Source organism: Bacteroidota bacterium, assembly GCA_016720935.1.
GTDB lineage: Bacteria > Bacteroidota > Bacteroidia > AKYH767-A > 2013-40CM-41-45 > JADKJP01.
This window is the reverse complement of sequence record JADKJP010000006.1, coordinates 479,573-499,121: the sequence shown is the minus strand read 5'-3', so window position 1 is coordinate 499,121 and position 19,549 is coordinate 479,573. Positions and strand designations below refer to the sequence as shown.

The 19,549-nt window shown below is 40.4% G+C and carries 20 protein-coding genes; 16 read left to right on the top strand and 4 right to left on the bottom strand.

Going from position 1 to position 19,549, the window contains the following annotated elements; genetic code table 11:
• The first annotated feature begins 27 nt into the window (after positions 1 to 27).
• Both IPP86_10400 and IPP86_10395 read left to right on the top strand, forming a co-directional pair.
• Positions 28 to 1,212, top strand: a complete 1,185-nt coding sequence (locus tag IPP86_10400) for a hypothetical protein (GenBank protein ID MBL0138925.1) — start codon at positions 28 to 30, stop codon at positions 1,210 to 1,212.
• Between the two features lie 34 nt (positions 1,213 to 1,246).
• On the top strand, positions 1,247 to 1,762 hold the full coding sequence (locus IPP86_10395; protein ID MBL0138924.1) for a hypothetical protein: 516 nt from the start codon (positions 1,247 to 1,249) through the stop codon (positions 1,760 to 1,762).
• Positions 1,763 to 1,819: 57 nt separating this feature from the next.
• On the opposite strand, the gene IPP86_10390 is transcribed toward IPP86_10395, so the two are convergent.
• The gene (locus tag IPP86_10390; GenBank protein ID MBL0138923.1) at positions 1,820 to 4,324 is read right to left on the bottom strand and encodes an ATP-dependent Clp protease ATP-binding subunit; all 2,505 of its coding nucleotides are present in this window, start codon (positions 4,322 to 4,324) and stop codon (positions 1,820 to 1,822) included.
• Between the two features lie 463 nt (positions 4,325 to 4,787).
• Between IPP86_10390 and IPP86_10385 the strand changes: the two genes are divergently transcribed.
• The 14 genes from IPP86_10385 to IPP86_10320 all read left to right on the top strand — a co-directional run bounded on the left by IPP86_10385 (position 4,788) and on the right by IPP86_10320 (position 16,015).
• Positions 4,788 to 5,234, top strand: coding sequence for a type VI secretion system contractile sheath small subunit (locus tag IPP86_10385; protein ID MBL0138922.1), 447 nt, complete (start codon positions 4,788 to 4,790; stop codon positions 5,232 to 5,234).
• Positions 5,235 to 5,285: 51 nt separating this feature from the next.
• Positions 5,286 to 6,665: a DUF5458 family protein gene (locus tag IPP86_10380; GenBank protein ID MBL0138921.1), complete on the top strand. Its 1,380-nt coding sequence runs from the start codon at positions 5,286 to 5,288 to the stop codon at positions 6,663 to 6,665.
• Positions 6,666 to 6,998: 333 nt separating this feature from the next.
• Positions 6,999 to 7,388 carry a phage tail protein gene (locus tag IPP86_10375; protein MBL0138920.1) on the top strand — a complete coding sequence of 130 codons (390 nt, stop codon included), beginning with the start codon at positions 6,999 to 7,001 and terminating at the stop codon, positions 7,386 to 7,388.
• 51 nt (positions 7,389 to 7,439) lie between these two features.
• A complete protein-coding gene (locus IPP86_10370; GenBank protein MBL0138919.1) occupies positions 7,440 to 7,829 on the top strand; it encodes a phage tail protein in 390 nt (129 codons plus the stop codon).
• A 106-nt stretch (positions 7,830 to 7,935) separates the two neighbouring features.
• Positions 7,936 to 8,895: a PAAR domain-containing protein gene (locus IPP86_10365; GenBank protein MBL0138918.1), complete on the top strand. Its 960-nt coding sequence runs from the start codon at positions 7,936 to 7,938 to the stop codon at positions 8,893 to 8,895.
• Positions 8,892 to 9,419 carry a hypothetical protein gene (locus tag IPP86_10360; GenBank protein MBL0138917.1) on the top strand — a complete coding sequence of 176 codons (528 nt, stop codon included), beginning with the start codon at positions 8,892 to 8,894 and terminating at the stop codon, positions 9,417 to 9,419. The genes IPP86_10365 and IPP86_10360 overlap by 4 nt, the downstream gene beginning before the upstream one ends.
• Before the next feature lie 106 nt (positions 9,420 to 9,525).
• On the top strand, positions 9,526 to 9,945 hold the full coding sequence (locus IPP86_10355) for a hypothetical protein (protein MBL0138916.1): 420 nt from the start codon (positions 9,526 to 9,528) through the stop codon (positions 9,943 to 9,945).
• 103 nt (positions 9,946 to 10,048) lie between these two features.
• Positions 10,049 to 10,468, top strand: a complete 420-nt coding sequence (locus IPP86_10350; GenBank protein MBL0138915.1) for a phage tail protein — start codon at positions 10,049 to 10,051, stop codon at positions 10,466 to 10,468.
• Between the two features lie 46 nt (positions 10,469 to 10,514).
• A complete protein-coding gene (gene vgrG, locus IPP86_10345; protein MBL0138914.1) occupies positions 10,515 to 12,272 on the top strand; it encodes a type VI secretion system tip protein VgrG in 1,758 nt (585 codons plus the stop codon).
• 26 nt (positions 12,273 to 12,298) lie between these two features.
• Positions 12,299 to 13,408, top strand: coding sequence for a hypothetical protein (locus IPP86_10340; protein ID MBL0138913.1), 1,110 nt, complete (start codon positions 12,299 to 12,301; stop codon positions 13,406 to 13,408).
• Positions 13,409 to 13,586: 178 nt separating this feature from the next.
• Entirely contained in the window at positions 13,587 to 14,396 is an 810-nt protein-coding gene (locus IPP86_10335) for a hypothetical protein (protein ID MBL0138912.1), read from the top strand.
• A gap of 48 nt (positions 14,397 to 14,444) precedes the next feature.
• Positions 14,445 to 14,699 carry a hypothetical protein gene (locus tag IPP86_10330; GenBank protein ID MBL0138911.1) on the top strand — a complete coding sequence of 85 codons (255 nt, stop codon included), beginning with the start codon at positions 14,445 to 14,447 and terminating at the stop codon, positions 14,697 to 14,699.
• A gap of 51 nt (positions 14,700 to 14,750) precedes the next feature.
• Positions 14,751 to 15,182, top strand: a complete 432-nt coding sequence (locus tag IPP86_10325; protein MBL0138910.1) for an RDD family protein — start codon at positions 14,751 to 14,753, stop codon at positions 15,180 to 15,182.
• A 194-nt stretch (positions 15,183 to 15,376) separates the two neighbouring features.
• Complete coding sequence (locus tag IPP86_10320) at positions 15,377 to 16,015, top strand: response regulator transcription factor (protein MBL0138909.1); 639 nt, start codon at positions 15,377 to 15,379, stop codon at positions 16,013 to 16,015.
• A 36-nt stretch (positions 16,016 to 16,051) separates the two neighbouring features.
• Here the strand turns inward: IPP86_10320 and IPP86_10315 are convergent, their stop codons facing one another.
• The 3 genes from IPP86_10315 to IPP86_10305 form a co-directional block, all read right to left on the bottom strand.
• Positions 16,052 to 16,996 carry a type VI secretion system baseplate subunit TssG gene (locus IPP86_10315; GenBank protein MBL0138908.1) on the bottom strand — a complete coding sequence of 315 codons (945 nt, stop codon included), beginning with the start codon at positions 16,994 to 16,996 and terminating at the stop codon, positions 16,052 to 16,054.
• Between the two features lie 19 nt (positions 16,997 to 17,015).
• Positions 17,016 to 18,884 carry a type VI secretion system baseplate subunit TssF gene (locus IPP86_10310; protein MBL0138907.1) on the bottom strand — a complete coding sequence of 623 codons (1,869 nt, stop codon included), beginning with the start codon at positions 18,882 to 18,884 and terminating at the stop codon, positions 17,016 to 17,018.
• Between the two features lie 64 nt (positions 18,885 to 18,948).
• The gene (locus IPP86_10305; protein ID MBL0138906.1) at positions 18,949 to 19,380 is read right to left on the bottom strand and encodes a GPW/gp25 family protein; all 432 of its coding nucleotides are present in this window, start codon (positions 19,378 to 19,380) and stop codon (positions 18,949 to 18,951) included.
• Between the last annotated feature and the right edge of the window lie 169 nt (positions 19,381 to 19,549).

Below are 19,549 nucleotides of genomic sequence, written 5' to 3'. Positions count from 1 at the left end.
TCCGATAAACAGGAAATTTTAAAAACTATGTTCCAAGAAATTAAATATCTGCCTGTTCACTGGATCGACGGGATGAAAATCAACGAAGACCATTTCAAGCAATTGGAATTGTCGGTAGTTGATCATGTACGTGATGCAGCCGGGGTTGGACTGAACAATTATAATTACGGACTGGTCAGTGCCGCTACAGAAAATGATAAATCACTCGATGTAAAATTACAGGTAGATCAGAGCAAACTTATTTCCGCGGATTTGCTGACCTGTCGCGCCATCACCCGTTCAGGCGCAAGGATTGAAATCAGCAGTAATCTTGCACAAAAATACCACTTCACATTTGAGGAGTTGAATGCTTCATTCAATGCCGGCGAAAGTAAGGCTAAGTCGTTTTATGTTCTGATCAATGCCAATCCATTCGAACGTATCCCGGTTGGACAACCGGATACCGATGAAGTGCCTCCACGTATGCCTTATACGATTCCGGCTTATAGTGTGAGCATTTTACCGGGGGATCAGCTAAACAGCAATTCTATTCCGGATTATTTCATTCCTGTAGGCAAAATTCTTTTGTCTGCAGGGCGTCTCAGCGTTGACACTTCTTACATTCCTCCTTGTTGTTCAGTTCGTAATCATTCACTTTTGTATGATTACTATTATGATTTTGGAAATAAGCTTGGCGAAATCAGTAAATCACTAATCAGCATTATTCATAAAATAAAAACTAAGAGTCAGAATACCAGCCTTACCCAGAATTTCAATTTCATGGCGGAAAAAGTAGTTTTCTTTACTGCAAATGAGTTGAGTCGTTATCGCTGGATCATCGCGGAACAACCTCCGGTACATATGCTGGAGTATTTTATCCGTTTCGCTTATGTGATGAAGACTTCCCTGGATTGCCTGGTGGACCGGGACAAAGAAGAATTGATTAATTATCTGAGCGAATGGTCGGAAGTAAGTGCCGGACAATTTGAGAGTGTTTTGACGGATGTAATTCGCACTGAATACAATCATCTGGATATTTCTGAAAGTATTGTACCGGCAGATCGCATGCTTAGCATGTTTTTCAATCTCTTTGGTAAACTCAGCCAGCTCGACTTTATCGGCAAACGAAAAGGAGAAGGTTCATTCGTTCGTGAACGAATTGTCGAAGCGGAGACGAATAAAAAAGAGGAAGAAAAACCAAAACAAAAAGGCTGGAGTTTTCTTGCCGACTAATTTTCTGATTGTAGTTATAAATTAAGAAGAATCTATGAAACCTTTGAATTCACAGGACAGAATGAAGCAGTTTTTCATCTTCCTGGCATTTTTCCTTGTTACAGTCGGGCTTGTTGTCGCGGTAACCTACTTTGATTTCGCAAATCCAAAGGAACACAATCGGCTTTTGATTGATGAAAATGCAAATCTGAAGAAACAGCTGGAAGCCAATGATAAATATATCAGCATGGCAGATAGTGTATTGAGCGCCATAACACTTTTGAACATTAAAGATCCTGCGGGAATGGATACAAAGTATGGTACTGCAAATACAAAGGTGTCTCAATTTTCTGTAAAGGTATCCGAAGATTCAATTCTCAAGAACAGCGTGTACTCAAGGTTTGCCACAGTAACAACAGCTTTTCTTGATTTATATTCTGAATTTAAAACTGCCAAACCGAAAGCGAATGAATTCGATGTAACGAAACTTGAAAATGATAAACTTGACAGGGAAAATAAAGAATTACAGAAAGACCTGATCGAATGTCAAAAGAAAAAGCCTCTTGAATAGTTTCAGTTCAAAAAAAATGCCCCGACAGCGGGGCATTTTTTTTCTCTATAGTTTCTATCAGCTTTTACCATTGATCGCCCAAAGCAATTCATTTTGATCATTGATATCAAGTGTAATGGTATCTCCTTTTCCAACCTGACCGGAGATAATCATTTTTGAAATTGGTCTGCGCAGTTGATTGCGGATTACACCTTTAATCGGCCGGGCACCATATTTTGGTGTAAAGCCTGATTTAGCGAGAAACTCTCTTGCCTTATCCGTCATGGTGAAAGCAATACCTTGTTTGGTGAGCGGATCCAGAAGACTCTTGAGCTGAATATTAAAGATGTTCAACACGATACCTTCTGAGATTGGAGCGAAGGGTACTATTTCAGTAAGACGGGCAAGAAATTCCGGGCGGAAATATTTGCCCATAATATCCATCATCTCATTCGTTCCCGGGATTTGTCCTTTGTTGATTTTATCGACAATAAAATCGCTTCCTATGTTAGAGGTAAACAGAATTACAGAATTTGAAAAATCGCCCTCTTTACCCAATCTGTCATGAAGTTTTCCTTCGTCCAGAATCTGAAGGAAAAGATCGAATACCGATGTATGTGCTTTTTCTATTTCATCAAAGAGGACAACTGCGTAGGGTTGTTGTCTGATTTTATTCACCAGCATCCCTCCTTCTTCGTACCCTACATATCCGGGAGGCGCTCCATAAAGTAATGCCGCGGAGTGTTCTTCTTTAAATTCACTCATATCGAAACGAATCAGGGAATTCTCATCCATGAACATAAATTCGGCGAGTGATTTAGCAAGTTCTGTTTTTCCTGTTCCTGTTGGTCCGAGGAGGAAGAATGAACCGATTGGCTGGCCAGGCTTGCTCAATCCGCTTCTTGATTCGAGGATCGCTTCCGCCACTGCTTTCACAGCGTGATCTTGTCCGACCACACGACTTTTGAGGATGCCCTCCATATTCATCAACTTCTCTTTCTCCTGGGATTGAAGTTTTCCCATCGGAATGCCGGTCTTGTGCGCAACGACAGAAGCAATATCTCCTTTGTCTACGATTTCTTTTTTGATCTCGGCGAGTTCCTGCAAACGAAGCAATACACTGCGGATGTAGGTGATGATCTCCTCATCCGTATCAAACTTGTCAATGTCTTTTTCTTCTTCGAGCTGACTGAAGAGGACATGGGAGATTCTGTTTTTCGCCTGGGTATAAAACCATTTCAATTCCATTCCCAGTTCGCCGGGTTTTAATTCTTCGCGTTTCGCGAGGAGTTCTTCCAGTCCGGCATGCAAGGCGACAACCTCTTCTTTTGAAGTTGCTCCGGTCATCTTTACTACAGCCATTGTGCGATCGATGAGATCAATCGCGGCATCAGGCAAGCGACGTTCTTTGATATAACGTTTAGCCAGTTTAATGGCTTCCGGGATAGCATCCGGAGCCAATTTTATTCCGTGGTGTTCTTCATAGTAAGGAATGATGGTCGACAGCATTTTTCGACATGTCTTTTCATCCGGCTCCTCAATGCGCAATAATTCAAAGCGACGATTGAAAGCTTCATCGGCTTCAATGAATTTTCTGTATTCATCATTCGTGGTTGCTCCGATAATGGTGAGCTCACCTCTTGCAAGTTCAGGTTTGAGGATATTGGAAGAACCGGCGGCTCCGCCATTTTTATCCAGCAACATATGAATTTCGTCGATGAATAAGATTGCTCTTTCAAATTGTTTAATTTCCTTGACAATATTCTTTAAGCGATCTTCTACTTCTCCTTTGTAAGAAGCACCGGCAACGAGTGCTCCGAAATCAAGTTCAAATATTTTCGCGTTCTTGAAATTATCAGGCACCTGATTGTTGATGATACTCAATGCGAATCCATCCACAAGAGCCGTCTTACCAACGCCGGGCTCACCGGAGATGATGACATTTGGTTTAGAACGACGTCCAAGAATTTCCGCTACCATACGTGTTTCGCGTTCGCGGCCGACAATGGAGTCAATTTTTCCTTCGCGGGCCAATTCTGTTTTATCGACACAGTATTTAAGCAAGGCTGATCCGGAACCTTTTGCGCCCTGATTTCCACCGGATGCATTTGCGGCATTACCGGAACCGGACACTGCCTGCTTCAGTGTAACATTTTCAAGAAGCCGCGTCATGATTTCATGGTGCGTCATCGGGAATGTTTTCAGCTGATCATAAGAAAATCCGAGACCGGGAATACTCAATGCAGCAAGAGCGCAGGTCGCGTCAATTTCATCTTTGGACAATTTCAAACGGATAGAATCCGCTTCGTCCATCAGGGTTGAGATTTTATCATCGCCGGATGGGTCCTCGGTAACCTTGCCGGCTTTTGGAAACGTTTCCAGTCGAACTTCTGCCCATTCTTCAAGAAAATAGATGTCTTTGTCCATGCTCTCGAGCAGCGGTTGCAGACCGACATCCTTGTGCAATAAAGCTTTTAATAAATGTGGAGCGGAGAAATTCTGGTTGGAAAATTCCTTCGCTACAGATTGTGCAATACGAACAGCTTTTTTCAGATCCTCTGAATAATTAATCACATCAGCCATAAAAATTTTTTAGTTTAAATTGAATCAGGTATAAATGAACATATTCCTCCGATTTCTTTCTTCGGGAAGGGGAAGTCAATCAGAAAAGGAATCCAAGTTTTAATTAGCGACCAAGTTAATCATAAGACTGAAATTTTCAAACCCGGACTATGATTAGATGATTTTTTTGATGAGATGACGTTGATGGAGGCTTTCAATATAAGGTAAATGGTACTCTCAGAGGAAATGTGTTGCAAGGAAAGAAATTTTGAACAACAACTGGATGTTACCCAAGGCATCGCTTTCCCTGGCAGGTGAGCTATTGATTCCTTGCATATTCTAAATTCTCAGATTTTCCGAGCATTGGCTTATGTATTCAATTTCCCTTGAAATTCAGGCCGGAAAAGGCCTTTCTGACGATGAAATTGATTTGGATTGAATCTCAAAACTTGTATATTTGTTCCAAACTCAAACTTTTAAAACTATGTTTAACTATGGAATTGGGGGCAATGAAATACGGCCCGATGCCAGCGAGGCAATTGCGGACATCCCAAAAAACCGAACACTTGTTGTAGAGAAATTAACCGACGAAGCACCGGTAAAACCTGAAATGGTTTATGATTTAAAAAATGTTGATGAAGTCTTTGCTCATTTTAAGCCAAAGGTTGAAGTTGAACTGGAAAAAGAAGATGGCAGTAGTACTAACGAAGCATTATCATTTTCCAATCTTGGGGATTTCGGTACAAAAGGAATTACCAACCAAAACCAATTTCTTCAGGATCTGAATCAGAAGCAGGATCAATACATGAAGATTATCAAGCAATTGAAATCCAACAAATCGCTCAAAACCATCCTTGAAAATCCGGATACTAAAGGCGCTTTTGTAGGTGCATTGCTTGCTTTGATCCAGGAAATTGAAGACGCTAAATAATTCAATCGTTGATTTAGTATTTTAAATTTTATTCAACCAATTAAGAACAACATGGAAGAATCACAACAACAACAGCAATCACAGGGCCAGGCGAAAGAAAGAGAACGCGTAGCGAACCCGGCACAAGTCCTTGAAGAAAGCTCTAATAAACTGGCCAAATTCGGTGGATTTGATATACTCGAAGCAGTCATTGACGGAGTTCAGAACATGAACCCCGAACGGAAAGCAAGGAAAAAAATCTTCCTTACTGAATCCGACAAAAAACAAGAGCGCGAATCCATTAAAAAATCACTACAACTTTGGGCTGACTTGCTCCAAAACAGTGATAATATTTCCGCTGCAGTTGATCAGGCTCAGCAGAAATCCGATTCCGCTGCAGCTCTTTTGAAGAAAAACCTTCTCAAATCGGTTGAAGCAACGCGTGATCTTGAACGTTCCTATCGCTCAGTCGCATTATTTTATAAGAATACAGAGAGTGACAAATTGAAAAATGTCACGATCATGAATGCCGATCCGGAGCAACTGAAAGACCTTGACAATCCACGTTTCATCGATGCTGTCAATGGAGAATTAAAAGCGAATTACGACCGTCTGGATTTGCGTGACAACTACTCTATTTTGTTGTTACCCGGTTACCTGGGCTCAAATAAAGTGGTTGAAAAATGGGCGAAACTTGCCCATGAAAACAAAGTCATGCTGGTAACCGATTTTCAGCATCTGGATAATCCGGATGATGTCATGGAACTTTTTGAATCGGCTAATCTCACCGGTGGTGATGTTTACCGTTCGAATGTGATGATGGCCTGCAACTGGCTGGTTGGTCGCGGTAAATTCCAGGATGTTGGAGAAGACGAAGATTTGTACGTTCCTCCTTCCGGTGCGCTGGCAGGTAAAATGTATACTACATTGATGTCTCAGGTAACAGCCGGTAAAAAACACGGTGGTATGAATGAGGTGGATGGTGTAGCTTTTGATCTGAAGAAAAGTGAAATCGCCAACCTGGAAAAACTCGGATTGGTTCCAATGGTAAATGAATATGGTAAAGTAATGGCGTTCTCCGCGAAGACACTTTTCAACGGAGATAACCTCGGTTTACAAACCTATTCTGTAGTGCGTGTATTCGACTACATCACCAAGGTGCTCATTGACTTCCTGAACCGCCGTGCATTTGAAAACTGGAATTCAAAAGCGGAGAAAGATCTTCGTTCACAGATCATCAAATTTCTGGACAGTGTAACCGGTCCGGATAAATTGATTGAATCGTTCAAGATCATGCGTTTCGAACAGGATCCTCAGCAAAAGGATCGTATCTATCTGGATATTCACATGACGCCATACTTCCCTGCGAAGAACTTCATGATTAAAATGGATGGTCAGAAAGGCGATGATCCTAATTCAGCGGAATGGACTGCTAAATACGATAAAGCCTGATAAAGCTTTAATGTATTTTCAAAATAGTATCCGGCCGGTCAGATAGGTTCTGACCGGCCGGATTTTCCTCCAGTATCACACGCTGATTCATCATCCTGAAACCCCCTTTAAATAATTATTCCTGATTGACCTTGAAACGCTTTTAATTCGACCTGTGCCTTCGGGCAAATCTTGAAATTATTGAATCAGGTTCAGCCTAGGAATAATTTTAAATCCCGGGAATCCAAACAAAAATATTCCACCCGTTTAGGTAGTTGACACCCCCCCTCTCCGGGCTGTACATTTGATCTATCAAATTCAAACATCAATAATCACCCTTTAAAAATTAAAACCATGTCATTCAAAGCAAAATTCACAGTAGACGGTAAAGATTACCGCGTATTTCATTGCTCTTATTCATTGCAACAGGATGTTGACAAAACCGGTCGCCCTTCTTCAGAAGTTCGCGGTGGTACTGTTCAACTGGAACTTGAATCCACAGACAGTTCAGCGCACGCTGCCTGGATGATGGATGCGTTTAAACACAAAGATGGTACGATCACTTTCTACAAACGCGACAGCGAACAAAAAATGAAAGAGATCAGTTTTAAAAACGGCTACCTTGTTTCTTACACTGAAGCTTTCACGAATCACGGAGAAAACCCGATGAGCGAACACCTGGTGATCTCTGCTAAAGATCTCAAAGTTGCTGATGCGGAACACAAAAACGAATGGCCAATCTGATTTCCCGATCCAAACACTTCAATAATTTTCTAATTCTAAAAACCAAAAACCATGTCATTCAAAGCCAAATTCACAGTAGACGGTAAAGATTATCGTGTATTTCATTGCTCTTATTCCTTGCAACAGGATGTAGACAAAACCGGTCGTCCTTCTTCAGAAGTTCGTGGCGGAACCATCCAGCTGGAAGTTGAATCCACAGAAGATGCAGGCCTTGCAGCCTGGATGATGGATGCTTTCAAACACAAAGACGGAAAGATTACTTTTTTCAAACGCGACAGCGAACAGAAAATGAAAGAAGTTTCCTTCAAAAACGGTTACATCGTAAATTACTCTGAGACATTCACCAACATGGGTGATAATCCAATGAGTCAGCACTTTGTAATCTCCGCGAAAGAACTCAAGGTTGGCGACGCGGAACACAAAAACGAATGGCCGATCTGATATAAAAAAGGTGAATCATCTGAACCCGTAAGTTCAGGGATCAACCTTTATTAAATTCTCCTTTTCGAATATTAATTTCTAAATCATAACTCTTAATTTTTTTACCATGGGAAAACCAGCTGCACGGGTAGGAGATATGCATGTATGCCCAATGGTTACACCCGGAGTTCCTCCAATTCCTCATGTTGGCGGACCAATTATGCCACCGGGAAAACCAAATGTGATGATCGGAGGAGTTTTTGCCGCAACGATGGGAAGTATGTGCGTTTGCACAGGTCCTCCTGACAGTATCATTCTCGGTAGTATGGGAGTAATGATCGGTAAACAGCCAGCGGCCCGAATGGGTGATATGACTGCACACGGCGGATCTATTGTTGTCGGACTTCCAACTGTAATGATCGGCGAAATGGGACCTGGCGCTGCTTCGATTCCACCGGCCATTTTACCTGTATTGATTGCCATGCTTATGGATGCGATCAACAATCCACCTAACCCTCTGGCAAATCCAAAAGTTCAGGAATTGGTTTTAATGTCCCCGACCCTTGCCAACAATTTGGTTTCATTACAAAGTAAAGGATGGGTTTTTAAATATGGCACTCCCGGTAAAGGCACATTTGCCGACCGCACGAAATCAGAAATAGTATTGGACCCCAACAATACTGACGGAGTACAAATGACCCAGTCTCTCGCACATGAATCAGGACACGCAATGTATACTCCTGATCCATACGTTCCACCCGGTAAACTTTCCAAGGCAGATTATGCAAGTAAAAATGCAAATTCGGGTTTGAAGGATGAAGGTGAAGCCACTCTCACTAATGCACAGGTTAGGGATGAGATTAATACAAATGGAGGTGATGATATCGGTATTGCCGGATCCAAATCGGATGATTATCAAAAAGCATACGATGATTACGAGGTTAACGGTGACAGAGAAAAATCACGTCAGGAGATTGCGGATATATTCGCTGACGGAGAACATCCCAGTACCGCACCCGGTCAAACATATAGGGAATATTACTCTAAGCCTTATAATGATTATTATGACAAGAATGTAAAACCATGAACCTCTCTTTCATAATTGCTATTCTCATGACCACCACCCTACCGTTCAGCAACATTAAAGGCCAACTACCCGATAACGAAATGGAACAGATTATTCAAAAATTGATAGTGAATCGCTCCGGCGATATTGAAAAGATTGAAGAGTTGCTGACGCTGAAAACAGAAGTTGACTCAATTACATCAAACGCCTTTTTTACCGTCTATTCTTGGCATTCAGACAAATCGGAATTTCCGTTCAGCGGATTAGAATTGCGTCTTCCGATAGCGGATTCAAAAGCGATCAAAGAATGTCTCGTTATTTTCGAACTTACAAAAGACAATCGTTATACCAGGGCCTATGTCAAAGAACATTTCGGAGATTCAATTCAGGTTGTTCCTCCTCGTCCGGGGCAAATGGGAGAACAAACAACCTATTACCGAATCGATGGCAAAAACAACACACTTAGCTTTGGTTTTTTAAATGAGAATAATTACTGCAATACTATCGTCCTGAGATATTCAATCGAAAGTCCTGTTTTGCATTAATGGACCACAAGCATCTTTTGAGAATTGAATTTCCTCAAACCAATCATTCAGATGAAAATAAATCAAATTCTGTTTCTTTTTATTTAATCAAATTTTAAAACGACCTATGAAAAACTCTGGAAAATACCCTGTACTTGAAATTAATTATTTGCAATATCCTGATCTTGCCGACAACATCTGGCATGCACAAATGTCAGAACATCCTCAAATACTAACTTATGCCGGTTCTGATCCCGGGAGAAGAAAAGAGGCAATGACGATCGTCGATGGAAATACAACTAGCCAGGTCCCACGTATACTTAGTCGTGACGAATATCCATTTGCATGCACACTGGAAGGTGGACGCAGCACTGCTATCGGGCATATTCCTGCTCGACAAAATTCTTCGCAAGGCGGATTGATTTCTTCTTTCATCAGACAGAATGGAATCAGCCCGAATTGTGGAGAGCTGTCAAAATTTATTGTCAAAGTAACGAATCATCCCAAAGGAGAAGTTACCGTTCCATTGTCTGGAAAGGAAAAATAAGCTGGGAATGTTCCACCCTTTTGGGTAGTTGACGAAGGGTTTCATCGCCTATATCTTTGATTCAAGAATTCAACAATAACACTAACTAAATAAATCAAGAGCCATGTCATTTAAAGCCACATTAACCATAGAAGGAAAAACCTGGAGGGTCTTTAGTTGTCGCTATGCTTTTCAGCAGCCCACTGATTCATCCGGACTTCCAAGTTCCCGTGTACACGGTGGAACAGTTGAACTGGAGGTAGAATCCACAGGAGATCTTTCGCTTGCCCAGTGGACACTTGATCCAACAATGGTGAAAGACGGGAAGATCACCTTCTACCAGCGTGATGGCGAACAGCGATTGAAAGAAATAGAATTCAAAACAGCTTTCATGGTCTCTTATGTTGACAGCTTTAGCAATTTCGGAGATAATGCTATGGTTGAACGTGTGATCATTTCCGCGAACCAACTCACGATCACCAGTACATCGAGCTCAGGTGGCACTGTGGTTGAACACCGAAATTTATGGCCTACAAACGAGTAGCACTATTCATTCCAATAAAAAATTAATCACCTGAAATTTTCCAGAAATGACTACCTATCTGAATGCCCCGGAAGTTAAAATTCAAATCGCTGATGAGGAAGTGATCTTCAACAATCTCGTCCTGGAGCAATCCGTTGCAAAACATCATCATTTCAGCTTCCAATGGAAATACAAGGATTTCATGTCGAATTCTGATATCCAGACTCAGGTCATGAATTTCATAAGCAAGGAAGTTTCCATAACCATGGGACAAAATAAATTCAAAGGGATAATTACCGAAATCAGTATTGAAGATCGGGATGATAGTCATGTTTTCCATATTTCCGGGCAGAGTCATACAATACTGCTTGAAGATGCACCACGTTCAACTTCTTATTATAAAAAACCACTGGATCAGATTGTAAAAAAATCGTGTGGCGACAGTGGCGTTAATGTTACTGCTGATCCGGAAAATAAAGACGAACAGCATTACATTGCTCAATACAATGAAACCGATTTTCAATTTATCTCCAGGCTGGCTACACGTTTCGGTGAGTGGTTTTATTATGATGGAGAAAAATTAAATTTCGGAAAAACAAAAAACAGCGGTCTGACTTTACAGAATGGAGTGGACATCCAACACATTACATATCAGGCCAACCTCCAACCGAATAAGTTTTCATACAGCGGCACTGACGCGCACAAGGGTGAAAAAATTGAAGGCGATATGGCGGCATTGAAATCCGGGGATGGTTTTTCACAGCCTGCATTATCAAAATCCAAAAGCCTCTTTGCAAGAACTGATCCGAACCGAAGAGTGCATTTGTTGAATGTTGTAAACAAAAAACAGCTAGACATCACCAAGGACCTTGACAGTAAAGCGGCAACGGCAAGAGCACTTACTGTGCGGGGTCAAAGCAGTAAGGCGGAATTAAAACCAGGCCATCGGTTTAAAATTAGTTCCGGTGGTAACAGCCCTGAATATATTGTCCTTTCGGTAACACACAGTTCAGCCCGACTGGGAAACTACAGTAACAGTTTCACTGCGATTCCTGCAAAAGTTGAAGTTCCTCCTTATACAAATCCTCATGTTTTCAGAAAAGGAGAAATGCAACCTGCAATTGTAAAGGATAACAAGGACAGTGACAAACTGGATCGTGTAAAAATAAAATTTTCATGGTCTGAAATTTCTCCATGGGTAAGAATTGCCACCCCACATAGCGGAAAAGGAAAGGGATGGCATTTTATTCCTGAAATTGGCGAGGATGTAATGGTGGATTTCGAAGGCGGAGATGTTGACAAACCTTTTATTGTAGGCTCTTTGTATACCGGTGCCGCTAAATCCGGATTAGGTGATGACAACAACGATATCAAATCCTTAAAAACCAGAAGTGGAAATACCATCATCATGAATGATAAGGATGGCAGTATTACCATTCAGGATGCAAAAGGAAGTGTATTGATTTTAAAAGGTGACGACACAATCGAATTAAAATCCAAAAAGAAGATTCTGATTAAATCGTCGGAAATTGACATCAAAGCTGACAACAACATAAATATACAGGCTGGTGGTGAGTTGAATCTCAAATCAACGAAAGCAATGTCTCTCAGTACGCAAGATTCCATGAAGCAGGATTCCATGAAAGAGTTTAAGGTTTCCACTATGGACAAGCTTACTACCAGTTCAATGATGGACACGAAGATTTCAGCGACCATGAATCTGTCCTTACAAGGAACAGTGAAAGCAGAAATGAAAGGAACAATGGTATCTGTTCAGGGGACAACGATGACAGAGGTTAAAGGTGCGATGGTAATGATCAATTAATTTAAATAATTTCAATTTATCGTATTATGATCTTTGGAGCAAGACGGGAGGCAATCATCAGGGCAATTGACAATATTCCTGAAATCAGGGGATGCGCTATCGGATATTATGGGGATGATACTTGTGAGATCATCAGGAATGCAATACCTCCACGTGCGGACGCAGTTTTAGTGGAAGAAAGTACTATAAACGTTCCAAGTGCGTCACTGGCGACATCCGCCACAGCAGAGCTTCCTGACATTCCCGATGGTACGATGACAAACCGTTCAAGAATAAGTGCAGAAGCAACCAGTCTTACTCTGGGAGTAACTTTCACCATTATTGGATTTGGCTTGTTGGCCATTGCTTCGGGCCCGATTGGGTGGATCGCAGCAGGTGGTGCTATAATCGGTGGAATTCAAACCGGAGTTTCCGCAGGTCGTCTTTATGTTGCAATTACAGATCCTGACACCAATAGTCTTCAAGAACTGGATAATGATGCAATATATGCCTGGTCTATTCGCATAATCGATGCATTAGGGATATTAGCCGGCGCTGCAGGCATTCTTGAAGTTCTGAGAAGTGGTGGATTCATGAGGTTAAGTTCCCAGGAATTCGCAAGACTTTCGCAAAGTCAACAAAGGGCAGCACTTGCAGAAGCTTTACGCCGTGGCGCGAGAAGTAGAGAGGTACGTGCAGCCTTTGAGCAATATGTGCAGGCCGCCGAACGAACTGCAGCTTCAAGTTCAAGGATTGCGGCCGATTCACTTCATGAAGCATATGCTGGCGCACGTACATCTTTGTTAGATGAATTAAGAACTGCGGCGCATGCCCGAGGACGTGCAGCACTTGCAGCACATCTATCCAGAGTTGAAAATTTGTTACAAACAGAACGCAACATTTCCAATGCTATCATGAGGGAATTCCAGGTTGGAGTCATTACCGGAGCAGGGCAATATATTGTGAATGGCATGGATTCCTCGATTGTCGGAAGTAGTAGCGGTCTTGTGAATGAACTCATAGTAAGTCCTGCCGCGTCACTGTTGGAGAGCCGCCCAGGTTCACCTGATACGCAACAGTCCATGATAGGTGAATGTTCGGAATCAATTACTCGTCTGAATGTTTGCTATCTGCCAGCTTCCTTATTTAATCACTAAAGAAATCAATAATTATATATTTATTCCCATCTTTATAAGGTTTGTAAAAATTATTCGCCTATACCCAACATTAATTGTCGTTATATCTCTCCCAAAATTTCGTAAATTGAAAAAAGATTGTTATTTTCATTCTACAGTGCCGCTTTAAATATTCAGAAAAAATCAAGTATTTTATTTTTTGAAATTTTCACATATTTTTACAATACAACTTCATCATATGGCCGCCACCGATAACATTGATTTCATCATCGGCACATTACGTTCCGCCGAATTTGAGGGGTTCCGTTCAGAATTGTATATCCCAATGGGATGTTTCATTGCCAAAGGATCCACCCAGGTTCCGGCGCAGGAATTGAAAAGTGAATACAATCAAAGCCTGAAACCGGGAAAAGGCCGTAATGGCGAAATACCCGGATTGGAAACATTGTGCAAAACCAGTCAGGCTCGTACCTGGAAACCTGTAGGAAACAGTGGATTTACAATTGCCGCAGGATTTGATATTTCCAAACACAACATTAACGATTTACGTAAATTCAGATTTAATAGTCATCTTGAAGACAAATTAATTCCTTTTTCAGCGGGCTACGCAGGTCCACCGCCATCTAAAAAACCAAGCTTTAGTCATTCAGAACTTAAAGAAATTGATTACAAAGTAATCAGTACCAAACTCCCAAAACTCTCTGATAAATTCAATGGTTCTTCTACCGTTAATTTCGATAAACTGAATATCATGTACCAAACGGTATTGTATTCAATCTTCCATCAATATCAGAATCACTTCTTCAGTGAAAGTTATGAGGTAAATAAAGTGTGGAAATTCGCTCTGGCAGGTGACTGGAAGAATGTTCGTGATACGTTAAAAAGTATACGGACTTATTCTATGAGAAGAAAAAAAGAAGCAGAGTTGATAGATCAGGGTATTACTTATGAAGGACGAACTGTCTCCCCTGTTGGCGACTTTAAGATCACCGGAAAACCGGTTGTGTAAAATTCCTTTTCATAGTATAGAAAAAATAAGCTCAAATTTACATCCGCAATGTTCAAGAAAATATCCGCTCAAAATAGTGAATGGAACCGTAAGTATAATTTTCATGAGGAAAATGGATATGGATTTTATATGGATTCTAAGCATGGTCTTGCATTTTTTGCATGGATCTTTCCTGATGAAGCCAAGTTTTATAAATGTGAGCAAGGTGTGTTTGACAAGAACTTCACTCTGCTTGACGAAGAAGCAGAATATGAATTCGATCCCTTTGATAACGTTCGATTTCTTCGCTACCCCATGGATTAATTCATCAGGCAGTTTCCGATTTCTATCATATCCCCTACTTCAATTTATCTAATGAAACCAGATGTACTTGATGAAATTCAAAGCGAACCAGTCAATTATCCACCGCTGATTAAACGGTTTCAGTCGCTGATCGTTGACCAGGTTTTACTAATTACTTGCATGTTTATCATCAGTAATTTGTTTGGCACATCAGAAGAAGAAAGCAATGGTGCTCTTCGTGGATTTTTATTCCTTGGACTGTTTGTAATCTACGAACCATTTTGCCTGAGTGTTGGAACTACTGTCGGAAATCTGGCCGCAGGAATACGGGTAAGACGATTTAAAAATGAGGAGAAACGTTTATCTCTTGCAAATTCCTATGTTCGCTTTGTTGTCAAGTTAATCCTTGGAGTAATTTCTTTCTTCACTGTAACATCCAATAAATCCAAACGTGCCATTCATGATTTTGCCTCCGGATCAATAGTCATCTATGCCAAAAAATAAAATCATACATTAGTATCATTTGAACTCTCTTCACCAAACCAATTAATTGTTCCGGAATATTGTTCAATGAAACTGAGTAATTATATGCTTTTCAAGGGAGTCAATGCGCCACAATACTTGGAATAAATTTCCTATCTTGGGTAAGTAAAATCAGCAATTTCACAGATTGCTTTGCATAGAGTGAAAGCTAAAGAATGTCATTAAAAATCGCCATTTACGAGGATAACAGAATGTTTCGTGAACTGCTCACTGATCTTGTTCAATGTTCTCCAGGCTTAATTTGCACCGGTTCATTCCCGGATGCAAACAACATTCTCCAGAAAATGAACCGGAGTTTACCAGATGTCATATTAATGGATATTGAAATGCCCGGAATGAATGGTATTGAAGCGGTAAAGGTTATTAAATCGCACTTCCCGAATACCCTGGTGTTGATGCAAACTGCGAATGAAGAAGACGATAAAATATTTGACGCGATTTGTGCCGGCGCTTCTGGTTATTTGCTGAAGAATACAGCCCCATCACGCATTCTCGAAGCGATACACGAAGCAAATCTGGGAGGTTCTCCAATGAGTCCTTCTGTAGCCCGAAAAGTGCTTGAACGCTTTTCTACCATACAAAAAGTATCCACAAAAAATGAATTTGATCTTTCCGAAAGGGAAAAAGAAATTCTGCAACTGCTTGTCAAAGGCATGAGTTATAAATTAATTGCAGATGCCTGTTATCTTAGTATTGATACTGTCAAATTTCACATTAAAAATATTTACGAAAAACTTCAGGTAAATTCAAAAGCTGAAGCTGTAGCCAAAGCCTTCAAAAGCGGTTTGGTTTAAGAAATATTCCGACATTCTATCAGGACAAATTTTATTCTATGCAGTCAGAAAGGCAGTATAGCCCAAACGACTGGCTTTTTTATCTTTGCTGTCAAGCGTCCAGGTGTTTTTAACAGTAAGAATTTCAATTTCAGGCTCAACATTGAAGGGCATAAACATTGAATTCAAATGATCTAAAATTCTCTTGCCATTTCCGCCTGGTAAAAAATTAATCAGGTTTTCCTTTTGTACCGGACCAATAGAAATTTTAATGGCTTCAAATATAGAGTAATCGTTATCCCCAACAATTGAATCCACAGAAAGTATCATTTCTCCAAGTCTATTCAATCCCAATCCGGCAGGTTTGGAAATCAATTTTGGTTCAGTCTTTTGAAAAACAACTTTTTGCCTCAGCATAATAGAATAAGTTTCCCGCATGAGATCCAGGGAGCCACGGATACGAAAGATGATCGGGAAAAGGTAAAACAATATACCCTTTTGACGTGCATCCAAAAAGTCAGGCAGATCCCAATAAGAAAGAATTTTCTCATCATCCATCGTGTAGGTAATGGTTTCGAGTAATTTTCTTTCCTGTATTTCGGTTGCGATGCGATGCTTAAAAAACTCCGACTCGTATGCAAAAAAATACTTCCTCGCATTAGCTTCTTCCAAAATCCGTTGCTTTGTCTCCTCCACCATTTCAGATATTGTCTTGAAAGGTTTTGGCTTTTGGGCCGGATAATGAAAAACAGACTGGGGAAGCACATCGTAAAGTCCTTCACGATTTACTTTCAGTACAACTGTCTCATTGTAATTCGACATTTCCATCGTTTCCACATGAGCAATATCTCTGCTGAATTTCCTTTTAAAAATACCAACAGGCTGAATGAGCAGGTCATTAATGTTATAGCCTTTCTTCGACAAGTCAGTAAGTAAGACTTCGACGCGAAGATCCAGTGGTAAATCCGACAGAAATGATTTGATTTCAGCTTCAGTAATCATATGCAAATTTTATAGATCATCAATGGCCGGTCACCAGAACTTTCAGTGGAATAAGATTCGCAGAATATTGATCCAACTTTACCTGGAATTCTTTTGCCAAATTCCTCCATTCATATGAATTTAAGGAATTGTTTCTGGCAGGAACGATATTGATTTCCAGAACACGGCGAATTCCCTGTTTACGATCAGCAACAACCTCCCAAGCTTTTCTTACAGAAACAGATTGAATAAGATTACCAAATTCATGGAAACACATGTTTCGAATATCCTGTTCGGTCACAATCCGATCATGAGTCAACAATGCCTTTTTATATGCTGTTATTCTTTCATTTTCACTAAGTGGATCCTTCCCGCCGCTGGTTGTTGACATTAACATCAAGGATTCGGCACGAGCATCCACACCGGAGTAATTCTGAAGCTTCACTCCGGCTTTAATCTGATTTGCAAGGAAACCATTTGTAGACCAAAAGAGCGTATATATGTTTTCATCCGTATTGTATGGATTGATGAGTAGAAAATTTCCAGGTCTTGCTTTCTGACCTTTCTGCTCAATACTGTGTTCAATCATTGCAATTGCCGTATTGATTTGGCGAATATACGCGCTTATGAAATCGTTGCCAAGAGAGCTGAATGCTGCGCTTTCGTCGCGTAACAAATCCAATACATTGTTCAATAATTCCACTGCATGACGATCGTCGAATCTCTCTACTCCACCATAGCGTAAAGTGTAATAACCAGCTTCATTGTTAAAACCTGTCCCAAGAGGATTGGAAAGGAAAGGTTTTCCATCGGCAGTTTGAACACTCAACAGATCCAAAAAAAGATCGTCTGTTGCCAAAGGAACAATATTCAGATTGTTTTGTACACGGTATGTAAATTTATTTAATTGACGATTAATTATGGGGAAAGAATTAATAGACACATACAAATCTGAAATAGAATTCATAGGAAAAGCAGTAGTAAATTGCAGTTTTAGCCACAGGTAATTTCCCTGAATCTTTGACAAAACCTGATTGGAAAAAACTTCTTCCAGTTCCTTCGGATAAGACGTCTTCATTTCCTGTAACTTCCCATCCGGAATTTCAGTACCCTCAAGAGAATAGAATTGATTTTTGTAAAAATTTCCAATGAAATCCTCGATTCGAAGGGTCACATCATATTGATCAGATATTTTTCCATTTGTGTGACTTCCTTTTTCTTCAGATGGCACAATTCCATGCTCTACTTTCAGTGGAATACCATTGAGCGACCATTTAGTCAGCGGAAGCATGTGCAAATATTTTTCTTCTTCCGGATCATTTTTCCAGTCAAAATAAAACGAAAGCTGTCGTATGGATGTTATCCTGGACTGAAGCTCAATCCCAATCCACATTTCAGATGGATTGAGATAAGAAGTAACCGGACCTTCTGTAATCAGTTGCCTTGAAGTAGGTGTTTTGTATTCATACAACAAATTATTGCAAGCCGTGTACTTAATATCAGCGTCAAATATTCGAAAGTTATCCGCAGGTGAAAAATAAATTTCCTTGTTTACTTCTTTTTGTAAAGCATTCGACGAAGGAACTTTTTTAGTGGTAAAAAACTGAACATCTCTCGACAGGTCGCTGAAAGGTTCTATAGACCGAGCATGCGCAATCGCATGGGCAGGCTGAGGCCCAACCAAAGTTTCAGGTGACAGGATTTGCGCCAGTCTGTTTAAAATTCTGGATTGAGAGGTCAGTATTTCTCCATTGATTTTATTCAATTCAGAGGCACAGGCCTCAATCATCATTGTAACAAGCGGGTCGAAGGAAGATTCTACATCTTCGCTCTCCGCTCCCCAGATCCTGGCCGCATTTTTAAGCATCCTGCTTCGGATGCGTTCTGTTGTTAGTTCGCTACTCTCCATTCAAGTAATAATGAGCTTTTAGAATTTAGTCTAGAAATAATTGCTGTTTTAAGATTATAAAAACTTAATCCAGCCAAACAGGACTAATCAGTAATGTCTCTTCAAATAAAAATGCTTCATTTGTTTTTTTGATCTTTGCATTCACCTTAATGTCCACTCTTCTTTTTATTCTTCTTAATGCCTCTCCTCCATCAAATTCTTGCTGACTCAATTCAATATTCACCTGACAATTAAACAATCGTTTTTCAAATTTCTCGAGACCTTCCTTTACAGAACGCATCATTTTGTCTTTCCACAAATTGAGATTCGACATATTTTCAAAATCATGCTCCCAAATGATGCATCCAAAGGTCGGATCGACTCTGAATTCACCAAGATTGGTTACAAGCAAAAGGTGGATTCTTTGCGCAATGGATTGATGCAAGCCACAGGTACTCTGCTCTTCGCCTTTTGTCAGTCCGGCAAAATTAATAGGTTGTGTCAGGTAATTTTTCATGAAATCAAGGAAGCAATATTATTTTTAAAAATAAGGACAATTCAAAATATAACCTAATCTCAGGGTACTTATTTCAGGATACAATTCTGACACAAAATTGATTCACAACCATGACAATCAACAGCGCTATTCAAAGCCTCCTATATAGTTGTATTTCAGCTTCTTACAA